Raw genomic sequence first — 18,101 nt, forward strand, 5'->3', positions numbered from 1 at the left:
TACAGTTTGTAAAAAATGTACCTTAGCTTTGTAATTAAAAAACTACCTGTATATGCCTTCATTTGATATTGTAAGCAAGATAGATGGCCAAACATTGGACAATGCCATCAATACCGCTAAAAAAGAGATACTTAACCGTTATGATTTTAACGACTCAAAAAGCACGGTTGAACTGGACAAAAAAACAAACGTAGTTACCATAGTTACCGAGAATGATATGCGCCTTAAAGCCATTCAGGATAGTATTATTAGCCGTATGGTAAAACAAAACCTGGACCCCAAGGCATTAGACTTTGGCGACGAACAGGCTGCTTCGGGCAATATGATCCGTAAGGAAATTAAAATTAAGGAAGGCGTTGATAAAGAAGCCGCCAAAAAAATTGTAAAGAAAATTAAAGACAGCGGCCTTAAAGTGCAGGCTTCCATTATGGACGACCAGGTACGTGTGCAAGGTAAAAAAATTGATGATCTGCAGGCCGTTATCAGTCTTTGCCGCGGGGAAGATTTTGGTCAGCCCCTGCAATATATTAACATGAGGAACTAAGCGTTCCTCATGTTAATATGTTAGTGTAAAGCTATCGGCTGTCCATTCTCGTCCATTGCCTTAAAAACTACCTTATTATTGTTATCCACATAAAGATAGATACGTGGTTTTCCGTTTTTATCTTTGATAAACAAGCCCACTTCGTTATCAGGGTTTTTGCCAACAAACATTCTATCCTGCCCTACCAGGCCTTGTTCGCGTAACTTGGTAATGCCGGCTTTCAACGCGTTCTCGTCATTCAGCTTCTCCAGAGAATCGTATTTAGCCATTAGCTGCCCGGCTGTGAAATTCTCCGGCCTGTCCCAAAACTTAAGGCCGTAGCTCCTTATGGATTTTCCGTTTTCAGTGTTATCGTTGTACTGCAGTTGCATGATCTGGTCATTGTGATACTTATCAACCGATAATACAAAGCCAGCTTCCTTCTTTGTACCATCGTATATTAAACCACCGCACTCGTCTCCATCCGTATTGAAAAATATCATCCCAGGCTCACGCTGGCGTTTGGGAAGTACGTTCCCATCAATGATACCTGGGTGCTGGCGCTCCTGGTTACTGATTACCATGCGCAGTTTTCCTGTTTTCTCAACAATATTAATGCGCTCCACATCAATCTCTTTGAATTTAGCATTACCTGCTACATATGTAAATCCGAAAAACACACCGGCCAACACCACCAGCGTAAGCACCGCAGAATATACTTTTAGTATTCTTACCTGTTTCAATAACTCTCTTTCCATAAAATCAGATTCTTTGAACTAAGCGATAATAGCGAATAGCGTTGTAAATAACAAAGGCCACCTCATTTAAGAGGCGGCCTTTTATTAAACCAACTTCTATGAAAACAAATTCTTTAAAACTTTGCCTGTGATATTATTTCACAGCAATTTCTCTCGACTGATATTTAGCGTCTTCTCTTTTAGCAACGGTAAGTTTTAATATACCGTCAGTGTAATCAGCCTCAATTTTTGAATAGTCAACAGTTTCAGGCAAGGTGAATGACCTTACAAATGAGTTATAGCTATACTCACGCTTGCTGTATTTTTTATTGTCTTCAGCACTTTCTGATTTTTTCTCTGCTGATATGGAAAGCACGTTTTTATCAAGGTTAATCTTGAAATCTTCCTTCTTCAAACCGGGAACAGCCAATTCGATATGGAATTCAGCATCATTTTCTGCGATGTTTACAGCAGGTACCCTACTTACTAATCTGTCAGCAATAAACGAATCATTAAATAATGTTTCAAAAGCGTCGCTGAAATTGTTTTTTAATCCGTTGTTGAATTTTACTAAAGTCATGGCTATATATCTCCTTTAAAATTTTGTTTTATTAACTTCGTTTACCAATTAATCAACTGTTATACCAACAGGTATTTCGGAAATTTTAAAAGACAAAAAGTCCGAAATGATATTTTATTACAGACAAAATGTCTTTTTATGGCTGAAAAACTAACAGATTACAGGTATAAAACCCCGATTACGATCCGCTTCTCAGATATTGACGCGGTAGGGCATGTAAACAATGCCGTCTATCTCACCTTCTTTGAGCTTGCCCGGATCAATTACTGGAAAGACGTAGCCGGATGGAATATCCGCAATCATGGTATTATTATAGGGCGCTCGGAGATCAACTACTTAAAACCGGTAACTATTGACGACAAAATAGCTTGTTATGTGCGCGTGGTACGTATTGGCAACAGCAGTTTTGATGTAATGCATGTATTGGTAAAAGAAACAGATAAGGGGGAAGAGATATGCACCACCTGCAAAACAGTATGTATTAGCTATGACTATTCCGAGGGTAAATCCATACCGATACCTGCCGAGGGCCGGCAACGCATGATAGATTATGACGAACCCAGGCTGATCTTGAACACAAACTAATTGGGCATAAAAAAATCCCCTCGAAAGGGGATTTTTACAGCAGCAAATCTGTAAGCCGGGTTCTGTATCTCCTAACGGAGATTTCTATCATTAATCTCGTCATACTGTTGCCAGCATGCTTTATCAACCTACCCATTCTGACGGCCCTCACAGGCACGGGAGCGAGCAACTCCGCTTTCAGAACCTATTTGGTTTTTCAACTCCTGAGGTTTACCGCGATCCCGGTCGCCCGGAAAAGCCGTGAGCTCTTACCTCACGTTTTCACCCTTACCCTTGCGGGCGGTATATTCTCTGTGGCACTTGCTGTCGCCGGCTGCCGGCGCCTTCCCGTTAGGAAGCAGGATGCTCTGTGTTGCCCGGACTTTCCTCCCCGGTACAAGCCCGGAGCGATAGAACGTTTTGCAGTTACAAATATAAATTAAATGTTAACAGGAAAATGGAATATCTGCTAACGGCATGCCGCCAAGTCTTTTTCTACTACATCCACCGTGATAGTACCCTGCCTGTTTCCGAAGGAATTGGTCACAAAAGTAAGTACCTTGGCTATATCCATAGGTGCCAGATCCCCGTTGGGCGGCATCGAGCCTTCGTATGCCTTACTGTTTATAGTCAGCACTGTTTCTTTTACGCCATTACGCACCAAACAAGGCAAATAATCCCTGTTCTTTTTAAGAAACACACTATCGGTTAATGGAGGAATGAGGCTACTCAGTCCCTCGCCGTTATTACCATGGCAGTTCTGGCATTTTTGCTTGTATATGGCAGCGCCACCGGTGTAATATCTTTTAAATTCCAGCTCACCATCGTTCTGGCAAGCGGTAATTAAAGCAACAACCAACAGTAATATACCCGCAATCAGCTTAAATTTCATTGAGCTATTTCTGTGTTAACCTCGGCACGCAGTGTTTTTATATCACCTATCAGTTTGTTTACCTCATCTTCCCTGGTGCCATCATAATAACCCCTTATCCGGTGTTGCTTGTCTATCAGCACAAACCAACCCTGGTGTACATAACCACCCGGAGTACCATCGTCCTGCGACATAGCTACCAGGTAATGCTTTTGGCCAAGTGTGTAAGTAGCTTCTTTATTACCCTGCAGTAACCACCAGCTATTGCCTGTAATACCTAATTTATCCGCATATTTTTTCAGTACAGCAACACTATCATGTTTAGGATCAATGGTATGTGATATGATCTTAAAATCAGGTACGTTTTTAAACTCTTTATACACCTTTAGCATGTTGCGATGCATAATAGGGCAGATAGACGGGCAGCTGGTAAAAAAGAAATCGGCTACGTAAATATTGCCCTTCAAGCTATTTTGAGTAATACTATCGCCATACTGGTTAACAAACTTAAAGTCGGGAATGGTTTGGTAAACAGTATCTGTTACCTGCTTACCATTTACCGTTTTAGTCACAGGTTCCCGGGTACCCAATATGGGTAGTTTGCTTTTATTTTCTTTAAGATTACACGCCGCTACAGCAAGTAATAAAAAAATGGCGCCTGCTATTTTTTTCATTTGGTTTTGTTTTGCTTTACAAACGTATCAGCCGCTTTTACTACGATATTAAAATTGCTATCAATGGCGTTTATCTGCTTTTTTTGCTCAGTAAGATAGCTAATGATCTCTTCATGGCTTTTCCCTTTGTTTTCAGCATCAAAGTTGTGCATCCAGGTTTCCATTCGGCTGTCAACGGTATCCAGGCCAGCCCTTAAAGTAGTGGCTTTCGCGGTAACATCCGGCGATTTATTATCCTTGATGATGGTATCCAACTTCATTTTATTGATCATGATCAACTCGTCTTTAGCCATTACACGGTCATGAACCTTTATAACCTCATTCAAGAGGTCTTTCTCTTGTTTTTGCTTATCGGCGCAGCCAAAAAGCGCGGTACTTAAAATTACAGCGGCAAATATTTTTTTCATTGTGTATTAGTTATAAATGCTTTTATTGTACGTATGTAATGCACATAATCGGTTGCGGGTAACTCTGCCCCGGCTGCTTTAAGTAACTGACCTACCTGGGCACGATGATGCGTACCATGGTTGATGACATGTGATATAATATCAATTAGCTGGTCGTTGAACGATGCTCCCGAAAAATTTTGATAACTGATAACACCGTCAAGATCCGCCGGTTGCAGGCTGTTTACGTAGTCACACCATTGGCTGAAATTTTTATCGTTTGTGTCTGTTAACTCGTCAGCTTTAATCGCATCCCATGGTTTAAGACCATTCATTGCTCGTTGAGTGCATCGGTTTAACCATATTTGCTGGGCGTTAAATATATGAGCCATCAGGTCCAACGCTTTGCCTTGTATATCCGTGCCGAGCAAAATATCTATTATTTGCTTATTGCAATAATGGTCATAATTAAACAAACAGATAAAGTGATCTTTCATCAGCAGCAAATGTAATCAACGTTGATAACAATAGTAAAAGGTGCTTGTCATATTGTAGTATTATTTACCGAAAAGCAATTGATAGTACTAAGGCTATTTACAATTAGATAATGTAAACTATATAATAACTCAATATGAGCGTGTTACATTTGAGTAGTATCAAATAATTGTACCATGAAATTAATTAACAGAATAACTGCTATGATAAGCGATTTGCGCCAATGGTTATTTATGCGCAGCATCCGGTCATCTTTTATGCATTAATTTGCTTTATTGCTTCATTAATTAATTTATAATGCACATTTTGGGCTTTATTGGCTCAATAGATGGATACCGACAAAAGCTTCACCTCTCTCGATAAAAATCTTTTCGGCGATAACTTTGCCTGGGGAGTTTCTACAGCAGCACTACAAACCGAGGGCTCATGCGACGCTGATGGTAAAGGCCCATCCGTATGGGATACCTTTAGTAACAAGCGTGGTAAGATATTAAATGGACATAAACCAACTCACGCGTGTGAATTTTATAACGAATACCGCAGGGACATTGACCTCGTTAAACAATTAAACATTCCTAATTTCAGGTTCTCTATCGCATGGACGAGGATATTGCCTTCAGGAGAAGGAGAAGTAAACCAGGCAGGGATTGAACACTACAATAAAGTAATTGATTATTGCCTGCAACAAGGGATAACCCCTTGGGTAACTTTATACCATTGGGACCTGCCACAAGCGCTTGAGGACAAAGGCGGTTGGACAAACAGGCAAATTGTTGAGTGGTTCAGTAATTTTACTACTATATGCGCCAAAAGTTTTGGCGACCGAGTTAAGCACTGGATGGTGATGAATGAGCCAGCTGTTTTTACAGGAGCGGGTTATTTTTTAGGTATACACGCTCCCGGGCGTACCGGGTTGAGAAATTTTCTTCCTGCTATACATCATGTAGTATTAAGCATTGTTGCAGGTGCGCGGATACTTCGCCATATTTGTCCCGATGCACAGATAGGCAACACCTTTTCATGCTCCTACATTGAGCCCTATGCCGATAAACCCCGCCACATTGCAGCCGCTAAACGTGCCGACGCACTTATCAACCGCCTTTATATTGAGCCTTTATTAGGCCTTGGCTACCCTACCCAGGAGGTAAAAGCGCTCAAAGGCATATATAAATATGTACAACCCGGCGACGAGGCCAATATGAGTTTTGATTTTGACTTTATTGGCATCCAGAATTACACCAGGGAAATTGTAAAGTATTCGTTTTTTACGCCCTACATTGGCGCCAGCCTGGTAAAAGCCCAGGACAGGGGTGTTGAAATCACCGAAATGAAGTGGGAAGTACACCCGCCGTCTATTTATGAGATGGTAAAGAAATACAATAGCTATCCCCAAATAAAGAAACTCATCATTACAGAAAACGGCGCAGCATTCCCCGACGTGGTTTTTGATGGCAAAGTAGATGACCAACGGCGTTTAAGCTATTTACAAACGCACCTGCAACAGGTTTTAAGAGCCAAACAGGAAGGTTATAATGTAGAAGGATATTTTGTGTGGACGCTGACGGATAATTTTGAATGGGCAGAAGGCTATCATCCAAGATTTGGGTTGGTTTACGTTGATTTTGAAAATCAGCAACGCATTATTAAAGCATCAGGCCATTGGTTCGCTCAAATGTTGGGCTGAATTTCGCATTGACTCTGCTGTTATCAATGGCAAACTGATAAAGAACGTGGTACCTTTATCCACATCACTTTCAAACCATATTTTACCGTGGTGCTTTTCCATTATTTGGCGGCAGATAGACAGGCCTAAGCCAAATGACTTTTCACCTGCGGTACCCGGCCGCTGAGCACTGGTAAACATATTAAATATCTTGTCTTTCAAATGATCAGGGATGCCTATACCATGGTCTTTTACAGCAATAACTATCTTGTGTTCAAACTCAGCTACCTTAACATGAATTTTGCCTGCTGTCGGGCTAAATTTAATGGCGTTACTGATGAGGTTACTAATAACCCGCCATATTTTTTCGCGGCTAACAAAAAGTTCCTTTTGATAATCAAGCGTTTCCAGGATAATTTCCTGCTGCTTTTCCGCGGCTTTAAAACGCAATAATTCTACGCTATTATTTACCAGGGAATTGATCTCAACCGGCTCAATATTCAATTCGACAGAATTAATATTGGCCGCCTCTAATATCTCATTGATCAACTCAAGCGAATTTAGAGAAGTTTCCTTCACCAGATTAATCATCTCCTTTTGCTCATCAGAATAGTTATCTTCTGCCATTAAGCTGGTAAGCGAAGCAATGCCCCCAATAGGGTTGCGCAGGTCATGGGCAACGGCACGTAATATGCGATCCTTCTCCTGGCTATTGGTATTTAACTCCTGAAGCGCTTTTTCGAGATGGTAATTTTGCTCGTTAATTTGTTTATTAAGAGCACTAACCGTGTTAACTTCTTTACGGCTCTGCTTAAAGTTACGATACACCAGCAAAATAATAACAAGCGCCATTAGCCCAATAAATACACTAACATAAAGGTATATTTTTTGAATTTTCCCTTTAGTGTTCAGTTTATCTATTTCGTGTTGTTTCTCGTAGTTGGCCAATTGCTGGTTTACATCGCTCTCCATTAACAAACTTGAGCGCTTGGCGATAGAATCCTTCATCAGGTTATATCGTTGTATATGGTCAATCGCTTGTCGCAGATCGTTCTTTTGCAGGTAATAATTACCCAATAAACGGTGGTAATCAGCTTCTACATCGGCATTTGCCACAGTATCCAGTTGTGAGTGAATATCCTGCAGCAGAGCGATAAGCGAATCTGGCTGCTGCATATCCAGGTAGATCTGTCCCAGTTTAATTTCAGAAAGCTCGGCATCGCGGTTATCAAAACCCGGTTGCAGGTTGATGGCAATGCTTTTCTTTAGTAATTCAACAGCGTTATTGTACTGCCTGGTTTGCATATAAAGCTCGGCCTTATTACCATACACAACGCCACGCGCCCTGTCAAGATCACGCCTTCTATCGGGGAAGTTTTTAACATTGGCGTCAATTAAAGCCAAAGTAGCATTAAAATAATTCAAGGCACTATCCGGCTCATTATTATGCTTATAGCTTAAAGCAATATTATCAAGTAATTCCTGGCGACGGTAAAAGCCCGGAAAGCCCCTGTTTATTGTATGGCTCTCTGTTACGGAGTGGTGGTAGCTATCCTTAAAATAATTAGCAGCTAATTTATAACGCCCCTTTTTATACATGATCATACCCATACGATAGGTATAGTCGGCAAGCGCGGCAATATTGAGATAATTTTTTCCTGTTAAATAGCCCTGATAGTAAGACTGATAAGCTTCGCTAAATTGTTTTAATTCAAAAAATGAATCGCCACGGGCAAAATTAGCCTCGGCATAATTCATAGAATACTGCCGGGGGGTAACGCTTTTATTTGCCATAGCCAGCATACTATCAGCATAAAGCAAAGCCTTGTCATAGTCCTTTATTACCTGCTGGTAATAAACGTACTTAAAAGAGTAGTACCTGAAACGATCATTAACAGTAGGGTATTTTAGCGTAGCGAAGGCCGAATCGATGTATTGATACCCCTGCTTTATTTGGTTGTGGCCAAGCTTATATTCGGTTTGCTTTTGTATGCTTAAAAATTCCCTTGAGTAATCACCAGTATCCTTCTTCTTAGAGTTTTCACGGCACGAAGCAAACAGGATTGCCAATAAAGGCATCCAATAGAATACAATAGTTTTTTTTACTGGGTTGACGAATATCGGCGTCAAATTTTAAACAGTTAGAGGTACCAAACAAATATAAAACTATAATGGCGCATTTACCACTTGCAGCTATATTTATTTTGATACATAGCTACTTAAAGGCGTTTTCGCCAGTAATATCCATCCCGGTGATCAGGAGATGAATATCATGTGTACCTTCATACGTAATTACCGATTCAAGGTTAGCCATATGGCGCATTATTGGATATTCGCCGGTGATACCCATGCCTCCCAGCATTTGCCGGGCCTCTCGGGCAATAGTAATGGCTACTTCAACGCTATTACGCTTGGCCATTGATATCTGCGCGGCGGTAGCCCGGTTCTCATTCTTGAGTGTTGCCAGGCGCCAAACCAGTAATTGCCCTTTGGTTATCTCTGTGATCATTTCAGCCAGTTTCTTTTGCTGCAACTGGAAGCCCGCTATAGGCCTGTCAAACTGAACACGTTCCTTTGAATAACGCAAGGCAGTATCATAACAATCCATGGCAGCGCCCAAAGCACCCCATGCAATACCATAGCGTGCCTGATTTAAACATCCCAGCGGACCTTTAAGCCCTGACACATTGGGTAGCAGGTTTTCTTTTGGAACTTTAACATTATCAAACACCAACTCACCTGTTGCAGATGCCCGTAACGACCATTTATTATGCGTTTCCGGCGTACTGAAACCTTCCATGCCACGCTCCACTATCAATCCTCGTATTTTACCTTCCTCGTCTTTAGCCCAAACCACGGCAATATCAGCAAAAGGTGCGTTTGATATCCACATTTTGGCGCCATTCAAAATATAGTGGTCGCCTGCATCTTTAATATTGGTAACCATGCCGCCCGGGTTTGATCCATGGTCAGGTTCTGTCAATCCGAAGCAGCCCATTAATTCGCCGGTAGCCAGTTTAGGCAGATACTTGTGTTTTTGCTCCTCGCTGCCGTAGGCATAAATAGGATACATCACCAACGAACCTTGTACCGACGCGGTAGAACGTATGCCTGAGTCACCCCGTTCAATTTCCTGCATAATAATGCCATAAGCCATATAATCTAACCCGGCACCGCCATATTCAACCGGTATGGTTGGGCCAAAGGCACCAATTTCAGCAAGGCCTGTCAGCAGGTGTTTAGGAAATTCTGCACGTTGGGCGTAATCTTCAATAACCGGGCTTACTTCTTTTTTCACCCATTCGCGTACGCTGGCGCGGATCAGTTTATGCTCATCGCTAAGCAGTTCATCTAATAAATAATAATCGGGTGCTTCGTATAAATCGGTCTTGGCCATAGCAGTAGATAATTGGTTATCCAAATATAGGAAATTTGGACTCACCCCGCGGCTCTTCGTGCGCGACCTTAGCCGCGCGAAAAGAAGGTATAACAAAATAGTCTTCACTCTCTTTTCAAAGCAGAGCGGCGTGAGTAAACTTCAACATAATCCATTATTTTTGAAGCCATGATTAAAGTAGCTTTAGAGGGCGTTGAGATTTTTGCTTACCACGGTTTTTATCCGGAGGAACAAAAAACGGGCACCAAATTTTTGATAGATGTTCATGTAAGTTTTGAGCAAAACGGCTCTTTTAAAGACGATACTTTAAACCATACCGTTAATTACGAAGAGCTTTATACCATTATAAAAGAAGAAATGGCCAATACCCGCAAAGTAATTGAGACTGTTGCAGAGGCTATCTTAGACAGGGTGAAGGCAACGTTCAGTTTTATAGATGCGGCTGAGGTGGTTATTAAAAAACAAAATCCGCCGTTTAGCGGGCCGATAAAGCAGTCGGTTATTAGCTTGAGTTACCAAAAATAAACACCAATGGATTTTAATAAGATCACCGAAAATATACTTACCCGCATTAAAGCTGTTGCGGGCGATAGCGCTGTTGTAACAGCCAAAGAGGAAATTGCAGACTATAGCCATGATGAAACGGAGGACCTTATTTATTACCCCGAAGTGGTAGTAAAGCCGCAAACCGTTGAACATATTTCAGCATTGCTAAAAATTTGTATTGAGGCTTTGATACCGGTAACCGTTCGTGGTGCCGGTACCGGTTTGGCGGGTGGCGCTTTGCCTGTTAAAGGAGGCTTATTAATTTCAATGGAACGCTTTAATAACATCATTGAGATTGATGAACAAAACCTGCAGGCGACCGTTGAGCCCGGTGTTATCACTGAATTGTTTATGAATGCGGTTGCCGAAAAAGGGTTGCTTTACCCTGTTGACCCTGCAAGTAAGGGCAGTTGTTTTATTGGTGGCAATGTGGCTAATTGCAGCGGTGGTCCACGCGTAGTAAAATACGGCACCATACGCGAGTATGTACTTAATCTTGAGGTGGTTTTACCCAATGGCGATGTGATATGGACGGGTGCGAATACACTTAAATACGCATCGGGCTATAATCTTACACAGCTCATGATCGGCTCGGAAGGGACTTTGGGCGTGGTCACCAAAATAGTTACCAAACTAATACCCCGCCCAACACAGGATGTGTTGATGTTAGCTTCATTCCCAACAAACGAGGATGCTTGTGCGGCTGTCTCTGCCATATTTAGGGCCGGCGTTATTCCGTCTGCATTGGAGTTTATGGAACGCCGCGGTATGGAATGGGTAATTGAGCACGATGGCATTGCCTTCGATTTAAAGGATGGCATTGGTGCTTTCCTACTGATTGAAGTTGATGGCAGTAACCAGGATGTGATATTTGGTGATTGCGAAGTGATAAACAGCGTACTGGAAGCCCATAATTGTGCTGATGTGTTATTCGCTGATTCCGCAGCACAAAAAGAGGAACTGTGGCGCATCCGCAGAACCATGGCGGTTTCTGTTAAATCAAATTCGGTTTATAAAGAAGAAGATACCGTTGTGCCTCGCGCGGCCTTACCACAACTCATAAAAGGCATTAAAGAGATAGGCGCTAAGTATGGCTTCGAGTCTGTTTGCTATGGCCATGCCGGCGATGGCAACCTGCACGTAAATATTGTAAAAGCAGGCATGAGCGATGCCGACTGGAACAATAAACTGAAAGACGGCATCACCGAAATATTCAAGCTTACCATTTCATTAGGCGGCACGCTCTCCGGCGAGCACGGTATTGGCCTTGTGCAAAAGGCTTATATGCCGTTAAAATATACCGATACCCATTTCCTTATCTGGAAAGGTATTAAACAAGTATTTGACCCTAATGGTATATTAAACCCCGGTAAGATATTTAATTAATAAACTTCCTGTCTTGCCCTCTCCTTTCGTGATTAAAAATCCGAAATAAAAAATTTTCAATTAATTTCTACTAATTCCATATACTATATATATATTTGGCAACATAAGATGACAACAATATTCGTTACAAATCACAACAACCTTATTTTCTGCTGTATGCGGATAAATACATCGCGGCTGTAAATGTGTAAATAAAGAATATTCGCCTCTTCAGCCACCGCAGAAGGGGCTTTTTTATACGAGAAAACTAAATACGTACCGATATGCAGAGCTTCAGGACAGAACTGGAGAACCCTATAGTTGAGCAGGATATTATTGACCTGGAGCGTAAGATCCGCGCCTTTCGCGAAGGCAAAATACATGATGAGAAATTTCGCAGCCTGCGTTTGGCTCGTGGTGTTTATGGCCAGCGCCAGCCCGGCGTACAAATGGTACGTATTAAGCTGCCGTTTGGTAAGGTAACCTTTAAACAATTACTAAAGATTGCCGACATAGCCGACGAGTATGGCAGCGGTAACTTGCACCTGACCACCCGCCAGGATATCCAGATCCATTACGTAAGCCTCGACCGTACCCCGCAACTATGGGCCGAACTGGAAAAGGACGATATCACCCTGCGCGAAGCCTGCGGCAACACCGTGCGTAACGTTACTTCATCGCCTAATGCGGGTATTGATCCGCAGGAGCCGTTTGATGTATCGCCTTATGCACAGGCTACGTTTGAATATTTTTTGCGTAACCCTATCTGCCAGGAAATGGGCCGCAAGTTCAAGATATCATTCTCATCAAGCGATGCCGATACTGCTTTCTCTTACATACATGACCTGGGCTTTATACCCAAACTGAACGAAAAAGGTGAGCGCGGATTTAAGGTAAACCTTGGCGGCGGCCTTGGCGCGCAGCCTCTGTTGGCCAGCATTGTTGAGGAGTTTTTACCTGAAGATCAGCTGATACCTTATATAGAATCCATCATACGCGTATTTGATCGTTACGGCGAGCGCAACAACCGCAACAAAGCGCGTTTAAAATATCTTGTTCAAAAATTGGGCCTTGATGAAGTGCTTCGCCTGGCTAAAGAAGAGCACCTGGCTTTAAAGGTTAAAAGCTATCCTATCAACCGTGATGCGGTTCCACAGCCTGCCATTCCCGAGTCCATCGCCGCTCAGCCGGTTCATATCGACAATCCCTTGCGTTACGAACAATGGCTGGCAACCAACGTATTCGAGCAAAAGCAAAAAGGCTTTTACGGCGTGTATGTAAAAGTACCTGTGGGCGATATTCATACACCCGAAGCACGCAAGTTTATCGAAGCAGTAAAACCTTATGTAGCGGATGAGATCCGTATCACCCAAAATCAGGGATTGCTGTTGAAGTTCGTCCGCAAGGAAAATTTGGAAGCTTTATATGCAGGCTTGCATGCATTAGATATGGCAGCGCCTGGCTTTGATAGCGTTGCTGACGTAACCACCTGCCCTGGTACCGATACCTGCAATTTGGGCATTAGCAATAGCATGACCATGGCCAAAGTGCTGGAGGATGTGATTTTTAATGAGTACGAAGATTTTATTTACAACCGCGAGATCAAGATAAAAATAAGCGGGTGTATGAACAGCTGCGGCCAGCACGGTTTGGCGCACATTGGCTTCCATGGCAGCTCCTTAAAAGCTGGCGCGCGCGTATTACCATCAGTACAGGTAATGCTGGGAGGCGGAACGGTTGGCGACGGTTTGGGTCGTGCTGCCGAGCGTGTAATAAAAGTACCATCAAAACGTGCAACGGATGTTTTACGGACTTTGTTAAATGACTACAAAGAACAATCAATAGAAGGCGAAACATATCACGCTTATTACGACAGACAGGGTAAAGATTACTTCTACCGCTTACTGAAACCACTGGCCGATCTCACCACCCTTACCGACGACGAATTTGTTGACTGGGGACACCAGGAAACTTTTGCAACAGCCATAGGCGTAGGCGAATGTGCCGGGGTGATCATTGACCTGGTAGCTACGCTGCTATATGAGGCTGATGAAAAATTAGGCTGGGCAAACGGTGCTTACGCAAAAGGTTTATGGGCCGATGCCATTTATCATTCTTACAACACCTTCATCAGCTCGGCGAAAGCGTTGTTGCTCGATAAAGGCATCAACACCAGCACACAAGCAGGTATCATTAAAGAGTTTGATGCCAACTATGTAGAAACCGGCGAATTGCCATTGGCTACAAATTTTAATGAGTTGGTGCTACAGATCAACAAACATGAACCTTCTGAAGCGTTTGCCACTGCGTACAAAGCACAGGCGACACAATTTTTAGAGGCGGTTAAAACTAAAAGAGAGGCAGTATTGCAATCATGATATTAAATAACAACAATATAAAAGAACCGCGTATTACGCTTGTTGGTGCAGGTCCCGGCGATGCCGAACTAATAACGCTAAAAGGCATTAAAGCGCTGCAGACAGCGGATGTGGTTTTGTACGATGCATTGGTGAATGAAGAGCTCCTGGAGTTTGCCCCTGAAGGTTCCGTAAAGGTCTATGTGGGTAAACGCTCAGGCGATCATACTTTTTCTCAGGACAACATCAACCGGTTAATGGTTGATTATGCCATAAACTACGGCCATGTGGTACGCCTTAAAGGCGGCGATCCTTTTGTATTTGGCCGCGGCCATGAGGAATTAGAATTTGCCGCTGAGCATAATATAACAACGCAGGTAGTGCCTGGCATTTCAAGTTCTATTGGCGTACCGGGCATGCAAGGCATACCTGTTACTCATCGCGGCTTAAGCGAAAGTTTCTGGGTGATAACAGGCACTACAACCGCAGGACAAGTTTCTGCTGATCTGTACCAGGCGGCAAAAAGCAATGCAACGGTAGTTGTACTGATGGGTTTGCATAAATTAAGAGAGATAGCAGAATTATTTAAAGCGGAAGGTAAAGCCAACCTGCCTGCGGCCGTCATACAAAGCGGCACGACAGCTGATGAAAAGGTTGCTGTAGGAACAGTTGATACAATCGCCGCTTTGGTAGCCGAAAAAGGTATTGCCTCGCCTGCGCTTATCGTATTTGGCGAAGTAGTGGCTTTGCATCCTCAATATAAATTGGTTAAAGAAGTTCATGACATTGTTACCGCAGGATAATCAATTAGCAGCGCGCCCACATCAAAGGCCGCAGGGAAACCAGTTGTTCCCGGTGTTTTTGAAATTGGAGCACTTGCATACCGTGCTGGTTGGCGCCGGAAAGGTGGGCCTTGAAAAGCTTACCGCCCTGCTGCTTAACTGCCCGGTTGCTGCTGTTACTATTGTTGCTAAAGAAGTGCTGCCGCAGGTGACAAACCTTGCTGCGCAGCACCCCAATGTCAAAATGATTAAAAAAGCTTTTGAGGAAGCCGACCTGGACACTGCGGATATAGTGATAGCCGCTACAGACGATAGTGACCTGAACAGGTACGTTCGCCAATCGGCACATGATCGTAAATTGCTTATCAACGTTGCCGATAAGCCCGAACTGTGCGATTTCTATTTAGGCTCCATCGTTCAAAAAGGTGATCTGAAACTGGCCATATCAACCAACGGAAAATCGCCAACTATTGCCAAGCGCCTGCGTGAAGTTTTAACCGAGGCCTTGCCTGATGAACTGGATACCACCTTGCAGCAAATGCAGGATATTCGAAATAACCTTAGCGGCGATTTTACCCACAAGGTTAAAGAGCTTAACCGAGTTACTGCGGTGCTACTCGGCCCCCGAAAAGCCCCCAGTAATGCGAGGCTAAAATTGATCGTATGGGCCACGTTTGTATTATTCCTCCTGATCACCATAGCAGCGGTTTGGTTTAAAGACCCGGAATTTAAGGCCTATGTAGAGAATATCTCTCCCATGTTTTACTACTTTTTGGGTGCCGGTTTCGTTTTCGCGCTGATAGATGGCGCCATTGGCATGTCGTACGGTGTTACCTCAACCACATTTTCATTATCAATGGGTGTCCCTCCCGCTTCTGCAAGTATGGGTGTTCATTTGTCCGAGATCATGAGCAATGGTATTGCCGGCTGGATGCATTACCGCATGGGCAATGTGAACTGGAAGTTGTTTAAACTTTTATTGCTCCCCGGTATTATTGGTGCGGTTACAGGGGCTTACCTGCTATCCTCATTAGAGCACTATGCCAGGTATACCAAACCTGCTGTATCCGTATATACACTCATATTAGGTATCGTGATATTCAAAAAGGCACTGAGCCTTAGAAAGAAGCGTACTGAGGGAAAGATCAAACGTATATCGCTTTTAGGCTTGGGTGGGGGCTTTATTGATGCCGTTGGCGGCGGCGGCTGGGGCTCCATCGTATTATCGACGTTGATAGCCGGCGGGCGTCATCCGCGTTTTTCTTTAGGTACGGTGAAGTTGTCACGCTTTTTTATAGCGCTGATGGGCTCTTTAACGTTTATCACCATGCTTAAAAGCACGCATTGGGATGCCGTAGCAGGTTTAGTTATTGGCAGCGCGTTAGCCTCGCCAGTAGCGGCCAAGATCTCAAACAAAATATCGGCAAAAGCGATCATGATGGCCGTTGCTGTTATAGTAGTTGCAATCAGCATTCGCAGTATTGTTAATTTTTTATTGAAGACATTTTAAAGTGGCAGATACTTCTTACATATCGCAACTGGTAAAAGATAAAGACCCTATGGCGGCGTTGCAGGCTTTGGCCGCGCTGTTTCCGGGAGAGATCGTTTTCTCAACCAGTTTTGGCTGGGAAGACCAGGTGATATCGCACATGATATTCACCAATGATGTCCCCATTAAGGTTTTTACTCTGGAAACCGGCCGTTTGTTTCCAGAAACCTACTATGTGTGGAACCGTACCATGGAAATATATAACCAGCCCATATACGCTTACTACCCTGATAATAACAAGTTGGAAGCGATGGTAAATGCTAAAGGCCCAAGCAGCTTTTATGAATCTGTAGCTAACCGTAAGGAATGCTGTGGTATCAGGAAGATAGAGCCGCTTCATCGCGCCTTAAAAGGGAATCAGTGCTGGATAACCGGCATACGTGCAGAGCAATCGCCCAACCGTGAAGAAATGAGCGATGTGGAATGGGACGAGGTTAACCAGCTAATCAAGTTCCACCCTATTTTCTCATGGACATTAGATGATGTGAAAGCTTACATCAAACAATACAATATACCATACAATACATTGCATGACAGGGGTTTCCCAAGCATAGGCTGCCAGCCCTGCACCCGTGCGGTACAACCTGGAGAGGATTTCAGGGCCGGCCGCTGGTGGTGGGAAGACCAAAGTAAGAAAGAATGTGGCCTGCATGCAGCTACTTTAAATGATTTAAAAGAATGAGCAGAAACCGTTTAGATTACCTGGACGAATTAGAGGCCGAGGCTATATATATTTTGCGCGAAGTTGCCGGGCAGTTTGAAAAACCTGCACTGCTGTTTTCCGGTGGGAAAGACTCCATTACACTGGTGCACCTGGCAATTAAGGCCTTTAGGCCGGGTAAGTTCCCTTTTCCGCTGGTACATATTGATACCGGCCACAACTTTGAAGAAACCATCCAGTACCGTGATGAAATGATCGCGCGTATCGGCGAAAAACTGATCATCGGTCATGTGCAGGATAGTATTGATGAAGGTAAGGTGATAGAGCAAAAGGGTAAAAATGCCAGTCGGAATGCATTACAAACCGTAACGCTGCTGGACACTATTGCCAAGCATGGCTTTGACGCCTGTATAGGTGGTGCCCGCCGCGATGAGGAGAAAGCCCGTGCCAAGGAACGCATTTTTTCGGTACGTGATGAGTTTGGCCAGTGGGATCCAAAACGCCAGCGCCCCGAGCTTTGGAATATCTACAACGGTAAGATCCACAAAGGCGAGAACGTACGCGTGTTCCCCATAAGTAACTGGACGGAACTGGATGTGTGGAATTACATCCGCAGGGAAAACATTCCCTTGCCTACCATTTACTTTGCGCATCAGCGCGATTGTATCACCCGTAACGGCCAGCTAATGGCGGCATCGCCATTCCTGAATATGGATGAAGAAGATGTAGTCACACGTAAAAACGTCCGCTTCCGCACCGTAGGTGATATGACCTGTACCGCAGCGGTTGAATCATATGCTTTTGAGATAGATGATATCATCAACGAGATAGCCGAATCAAAAATAAGCGAGCGCGGCGCCCGCATGGACGATAAAGTAAGCGAGGCGGCTATGGAAGAGAGAAAAAAAGGGGGATATTTTTGATTTTAGATATGCGGTTTAAGATTTCGGA

Annotated in this window: 18 protein-coding genes and 1 other RNA gene; 10 read left to right on the top strand and 9 right to left on the bottom strand. The window is 43.5% G+C overall.

Features of this window, described 5'->3' with window-relative positions; all coding sequences use genetic code 11:
• Window positions 1-52 precede the first annotated feature (52 nt).
• Window positions 53-544, top strand: a complete 492-nt coding sequence (locus CKK33_RS13875) for a YajQ family cyclic di-GMP-binding protein (protein WP_095704677.1) — start codon at window positions 53-55, stop codon at window positions 542-544.
• 20 nt (window positions 545-564) lie between these two features.
• Here the strand turns inward: CKK33_RS13875 and CKK33_RS13880 are convergent, their stop codons facing one another.
• Both CKK33_RS13880 and CKK33_RS13885 read right to left on the bottom strand, forming a co-directional pair.
• Window positions 565-1,281: a hypothetical protein gene (locus tag CKK33_RS13880; RefSeq protein ID WP_095704678.1), complete on the bottom strand. Its 717-nt coding sequence runs from the start codon at window positions 1,279-1,281 to the stop codon at window positions 565-567.
• 133 nt (window positions 1,282-1,414) lie between these two features.
• Entirely contained in the window at window positions 1,415-1,840 is a 426-nt protein-coding gene (locus CKK33_RS13885) for an Hsp20/alpha crystallin family protein (protein WP_095704679.1), read from the bottom strand.
• Between the two features lie 138 nt (window positions 1,841-1,978).
• Between CKK33_RS13885 and CKK33_RS13890 the strand changes: the two genes are divergently transcribed.
• A complete protein-coding gene (locus CKK33_RS13890) occupies window positions 1,979-2,425 on the top strand; it encodes a thioesterase family protein (RefSeq protein ID WP_095704680.1) in 447 nt (148 codons plus the stop codon).
• A gap of 35 nt (window positions 2,426-2,460) precedes the next feature.
• Here the strand turns inward: CKK33_RS13890 and rnpB are convergent.
• The 5 genes from rnpB to CKK33_RS13915 all read right to left on the bottom strand — a co-directional run bounded on the left by rnpB (window position 2,461) and on the right by CKK33_RS13915 (window position 4,832).
• Window positions 2,461-2,831, bottom strand: an RNA gene (gene rnpB / locus CKK33_RS13895) — RNase P RNA component class A.
• Window positions 2,832-2,873: 42 nt separating this feature from the next.
• Window positions 2,874-3,296, bottom strand: a complete 423-nt coding sequence (locus tag CKK33_RS13900; RefSeq protein WP_095704681.1) for a cytochrome c — start codon at window positions 3,294-3,296, stop codon at window positions 2,874-2,876.
• Window positions 3,293-3,949, bottom strand: a complete 657-nt coding sequence (locus CKK33_RS13905) for an SCO family protein (RefSeq protein WP_095704682.1) — start codon at window positions 3,947-3,949, stop codon at window positions 3,293-3,295. The genes CKK33_RS13900 and CKK33_RS13905 overlap by 4 nt, the downstream gene beginning before the upstream one ends.
• A complete protein-coding gene (locus CKK33_RS13910; protein WP_095704683.1) occupies window positions 3,946-4,356 on the bottom strand; it encodes a hypothetical protein in 411 nt (136 codons plus the stop codon). The genes CKK33_RS13905 and CKK33_RS13910 overlap by 4 nt, the downstream gene beginning before the upstream one ends.
• A complete protein-coding gene (locus CKK33_RS13915; RefSeq protein ID WP_095704684.1) occupies window positions 4,353-4,832 on the bottom strand; it encodes a DinB family protein in 480 nt (159 codons plus the stop codon). The genes CKK33_RS13910 and CKK33_RS13915 overlap by 4 nt, the downstream gene beginning before the upstream one ends.
• Window positions 4,833-5,158: 326 nt before the next feature.
• Here CKK33_RS13915 and CKK33_RS13920 point away from each other — a divergent pair, with 326 nt between their 5' ends.
• Complete coding sequence (locus tag CKK33_RS13920) at window positions 5,159-6,514, top strand: GH1 family beta-glucosidase (protein WP_095704685.1); 1,356 nt, start codon at window positions 5,159-5,161, stop codon at window positions 6,512-6,514.
• Here the strand turns inward: CKK33_RS13920 and CKK33_RS13925 are convergent.
• Together CKK33_RS13925 and CKK33_RS13930 are read right to left on the bottom strand one after the other, a co-directional pair.
• Window positions 6,482-8,572 (bottom strand): HAMP domain-containing sensor histidine kinase, encoded by a 2,091-nt coding sequence (locus CKK33_RS13925; RefSeq protein WP_095704686.1) that lies wholly within the window; start codon window positions 8,570-8,572, stop codon window positions 6,482-6,484. The genes CKK33_RS13920 and CKK33_RS13925 overlap by 33 nt on opposite strands.
• 136 nt (window positions 8,573-8,708) lie before the next feature.
• Window positions 8,709-9,890, bottom strand: a complete 1,182-nt coding sequence (locus tag CKK33_RS13930) for an acyl-CoA dehydrogenase family protein (RefSeq protein WP_095704687.1) — start codon at window positions 9,888-9,890, stop codon at window positions 8,709-8,711.
• A gap of 168 nt (window positions 9,891-10,058) precedes the next feature.
• Here CKK33_RS13930 and folB point away from each other — a divergent pair, with 168 nt between their 5' ends.
• The 7 genes from folB (at window position 10,059) to cysD (ending at window position 18,073) form a co-directional block, all read left to right on the top strand.
• Window positions 10,059-10,415: a dihydroneopterin aldolase gene (gene folB, locus CKK33_RS13935; RefSeq protein ID WP_095704688.1), complete on the top strand. Its 357-nt coding sequence runs from the start codon at window positions 10,059-10,061 to the stop codon at window positions 10,413-10,415.
• Between the two features lie 6 nt (window positions 10,416-10,421).
• Window positions 10,422-11,822, top strand: coding sequence for an FAD-binding oxidoreductase (locus CKK33_RS13940; RefSeq protein ID WP_095704689.1), 1,401 nt, complete (start codon window positions 10,422-10,424; stop codon window positions 11,820-11,822).
• Window positions 11,823-12,085: 263 nt separating this feature from the next.
• Window positions 12,086-14,179, top strand: a complete 2,094-nt coding sequence (locus CKK33_RS13945) for a HEPN domain-containing protein (RefSeq protein ID WP_095704690.1) — start codon at window positions 12,086-12,088, stop codon at window positions 14,177-14,179.
• Window positions 14,176-14,961: a uroporphyrinogen-III C-methyltransferase gene (gene cobA, locus CKK33_RS13950; RefSeq protein WP_095704691.1), complete on the top strand. Its 786-nt coding sequence runs from the start codon at window positions 14,176-14,178 to the stop codon at window positions 14,959-14,961. Before CKK33_RS13945 ends, cobA begins: the two co-directional genes overlap by 4 nt.
• A complete protein-coding gene (locus tag CKK33_RS13955; RefSeq protein ID WP_095704692.1) occupies window positions 14,939-16,450 on the top strand; it encodes a TSUP family transporter in 1,512 nt (503 codons plus the stop codon). The genes cobA and CKK33_RS13955 overlap by 23 nt, the downstream gene beginning before the upstream one ends.
• 1 nt (window position 16,451) lies before the next feature.
• Window positions 16,452-17,171, top strand: a complete 720-nt coding sequence (locus CKK33_RS13960) for a phosphoadenylyl-sulfate reductase (RefSeq protein ID WP_255404601.1) — start codon at window positions 16,452-16,454, stop codon at window positions 17,169-17,171.
• Window positions 17,168-18,073 (top strand): sulfate adenylyltransferase subunit CysD, encoded by a 906-nt coding sequence (gene cysD / locus CKK33_RS13965; protein ID WP_095704693.1) that lies wholly within the window; start codon window positions 17,168-17,170, stop codon window positions 18,071-18,073. The genes CKK33_RS13960 and cysD overlap by 4 nt, the downstream gene beginning before the upstream one ends.
• Window positions 18,074-18,101: the final 28 nt, after the last annotated feature.

Source organism: Mucilaginibacter sp. MD40 (assembly GCF_002288635.1).
Classification (GTDB): Bacteria; Bacteroidota; Bacteroidia; order Sphingobacteriales; family Sphingobacteriaceae; genus Mucilaginibacter.

Excerpts from the sequence above, each read along its gene's own strand:
- CKK33_RS13875 (WP_095704677.1), top strand. The coding sequence starts at position 53 with ATGCCTTCATTTGATATTGTAAGCAAGATAGATGGCCAAACATTGGAC.
- CKK33_RS13880 (WP_095704678.1), bottom strand. The coding sequence starts at position 1,281 with ATGGAAAGAGAGTTATTGAAACAGGTAAGAATACTAAAAGTATATTCT.
- CKK33_RS13885 (WP_095704679.1), bottom strand. The coding sequence starts at position 1,840 with ATGACTTTAGTAAAATTCAACAACGGATTAAAAAACAATTTCAGCGAC.
- CKK33_RS13890 (WP_095704680.1), top strand. The coding sequence starts at position 1,979 with ATGGCTGAAAAACTAACAGATTACAGGTATAAAACCCCGATTACGATC.
- CKK33_RS13900 (WP_095704681.1), bottom strand. The coding sequence starts at position 3,296 with ATGAAATTTAAGCTGATTGCGGGTATATTACTGTTGGTTGTTGCTTTA.
- CKK33_RS13905 (WP_095704682.1), bottom strand. The coding sequence starts at position 3,949 with ATGAAAAAAATAGCAGGCGCCATTTTTTTATTACTTGCTGTAGCGGCG.
- CKK33_RS13910 (WP_095704683.1), bottom strand. The coding sequence starts at position 4,356 with ATGAAAAAAATATTTGCCGCTGTAATTTTAAGTACCGCGCTTTTTGGC.
- CKK33_RS13915 (WP_095704684.1), bottom strand. The coding sequence starts at position 4,832 with ATGAAAGATCACTTTATCTGTTTGTTTAATTATGACCATTATTGCAAT.
- CKK33_RS13920 (WP_095704685.1), top strand. The coding sequence starts at position 5,159 with ATGGATACCGACAAAAGCTTCACCTCTCTCGATAAAAATCTTTTCGGC.
- CKK33_RS13925 (WP_095704686.1), bottom strand. The coding sequence starts at position 8,572 with ATGCCTTTATTGGCAATCCTGTTTGCTTCGTGCCGTGAAAACTCTAAG.
- CKK33_RS13930 (WP_095704687.1), bottom strand. The coding sequence starts at position 9,890 with ATGGCCAAGACCGATTTATACGAAGCACCCGATTATTATTTATTAGAT.
- folB (WP_095704688.1), top strand. The coding sequence starts at position 10,059 with ATGATTAAAGTAGCTTTAGAGGGCGTTGAGATTTTTGCTTACCACGGT.
- CKK33_RS13940 (WP_095704689.1), top strand. The coding sequence starts at position 10,422 with ATGGATTTTAATAAGATCACCGAAAATATACTTACCCGCATTAAAGCT.
- CKK33_RS13945 (WP_095704690.1), top strand. The coding sequence starts at position 12,086 with ATGCAGAGCTTCAGGACAGAACTGGAGAACCCTATAGTTGAGCAGGAT.
- cobA (WP_095704691.1), top strand. The coding sequence starts at position 14,176 with ATGATATTAAATAACAACAATATAAAAGAACCGCGTATTACGCTTGTT.
- CKK33_RS13955 (WP_095704692.1), top strand. The coding sequence starts at position 14,939 with ATGACATTGTTACCGCAGGATAATCAATTAGCAGCGCGCCCACATCAA.
- cysD (WP_095704693.1), top strand. The coding sequence starts at position 17,168 with ATGAGCAGAAACCGTTTAGATTACCTGGACGAATTAGAGGCCGAGGCT.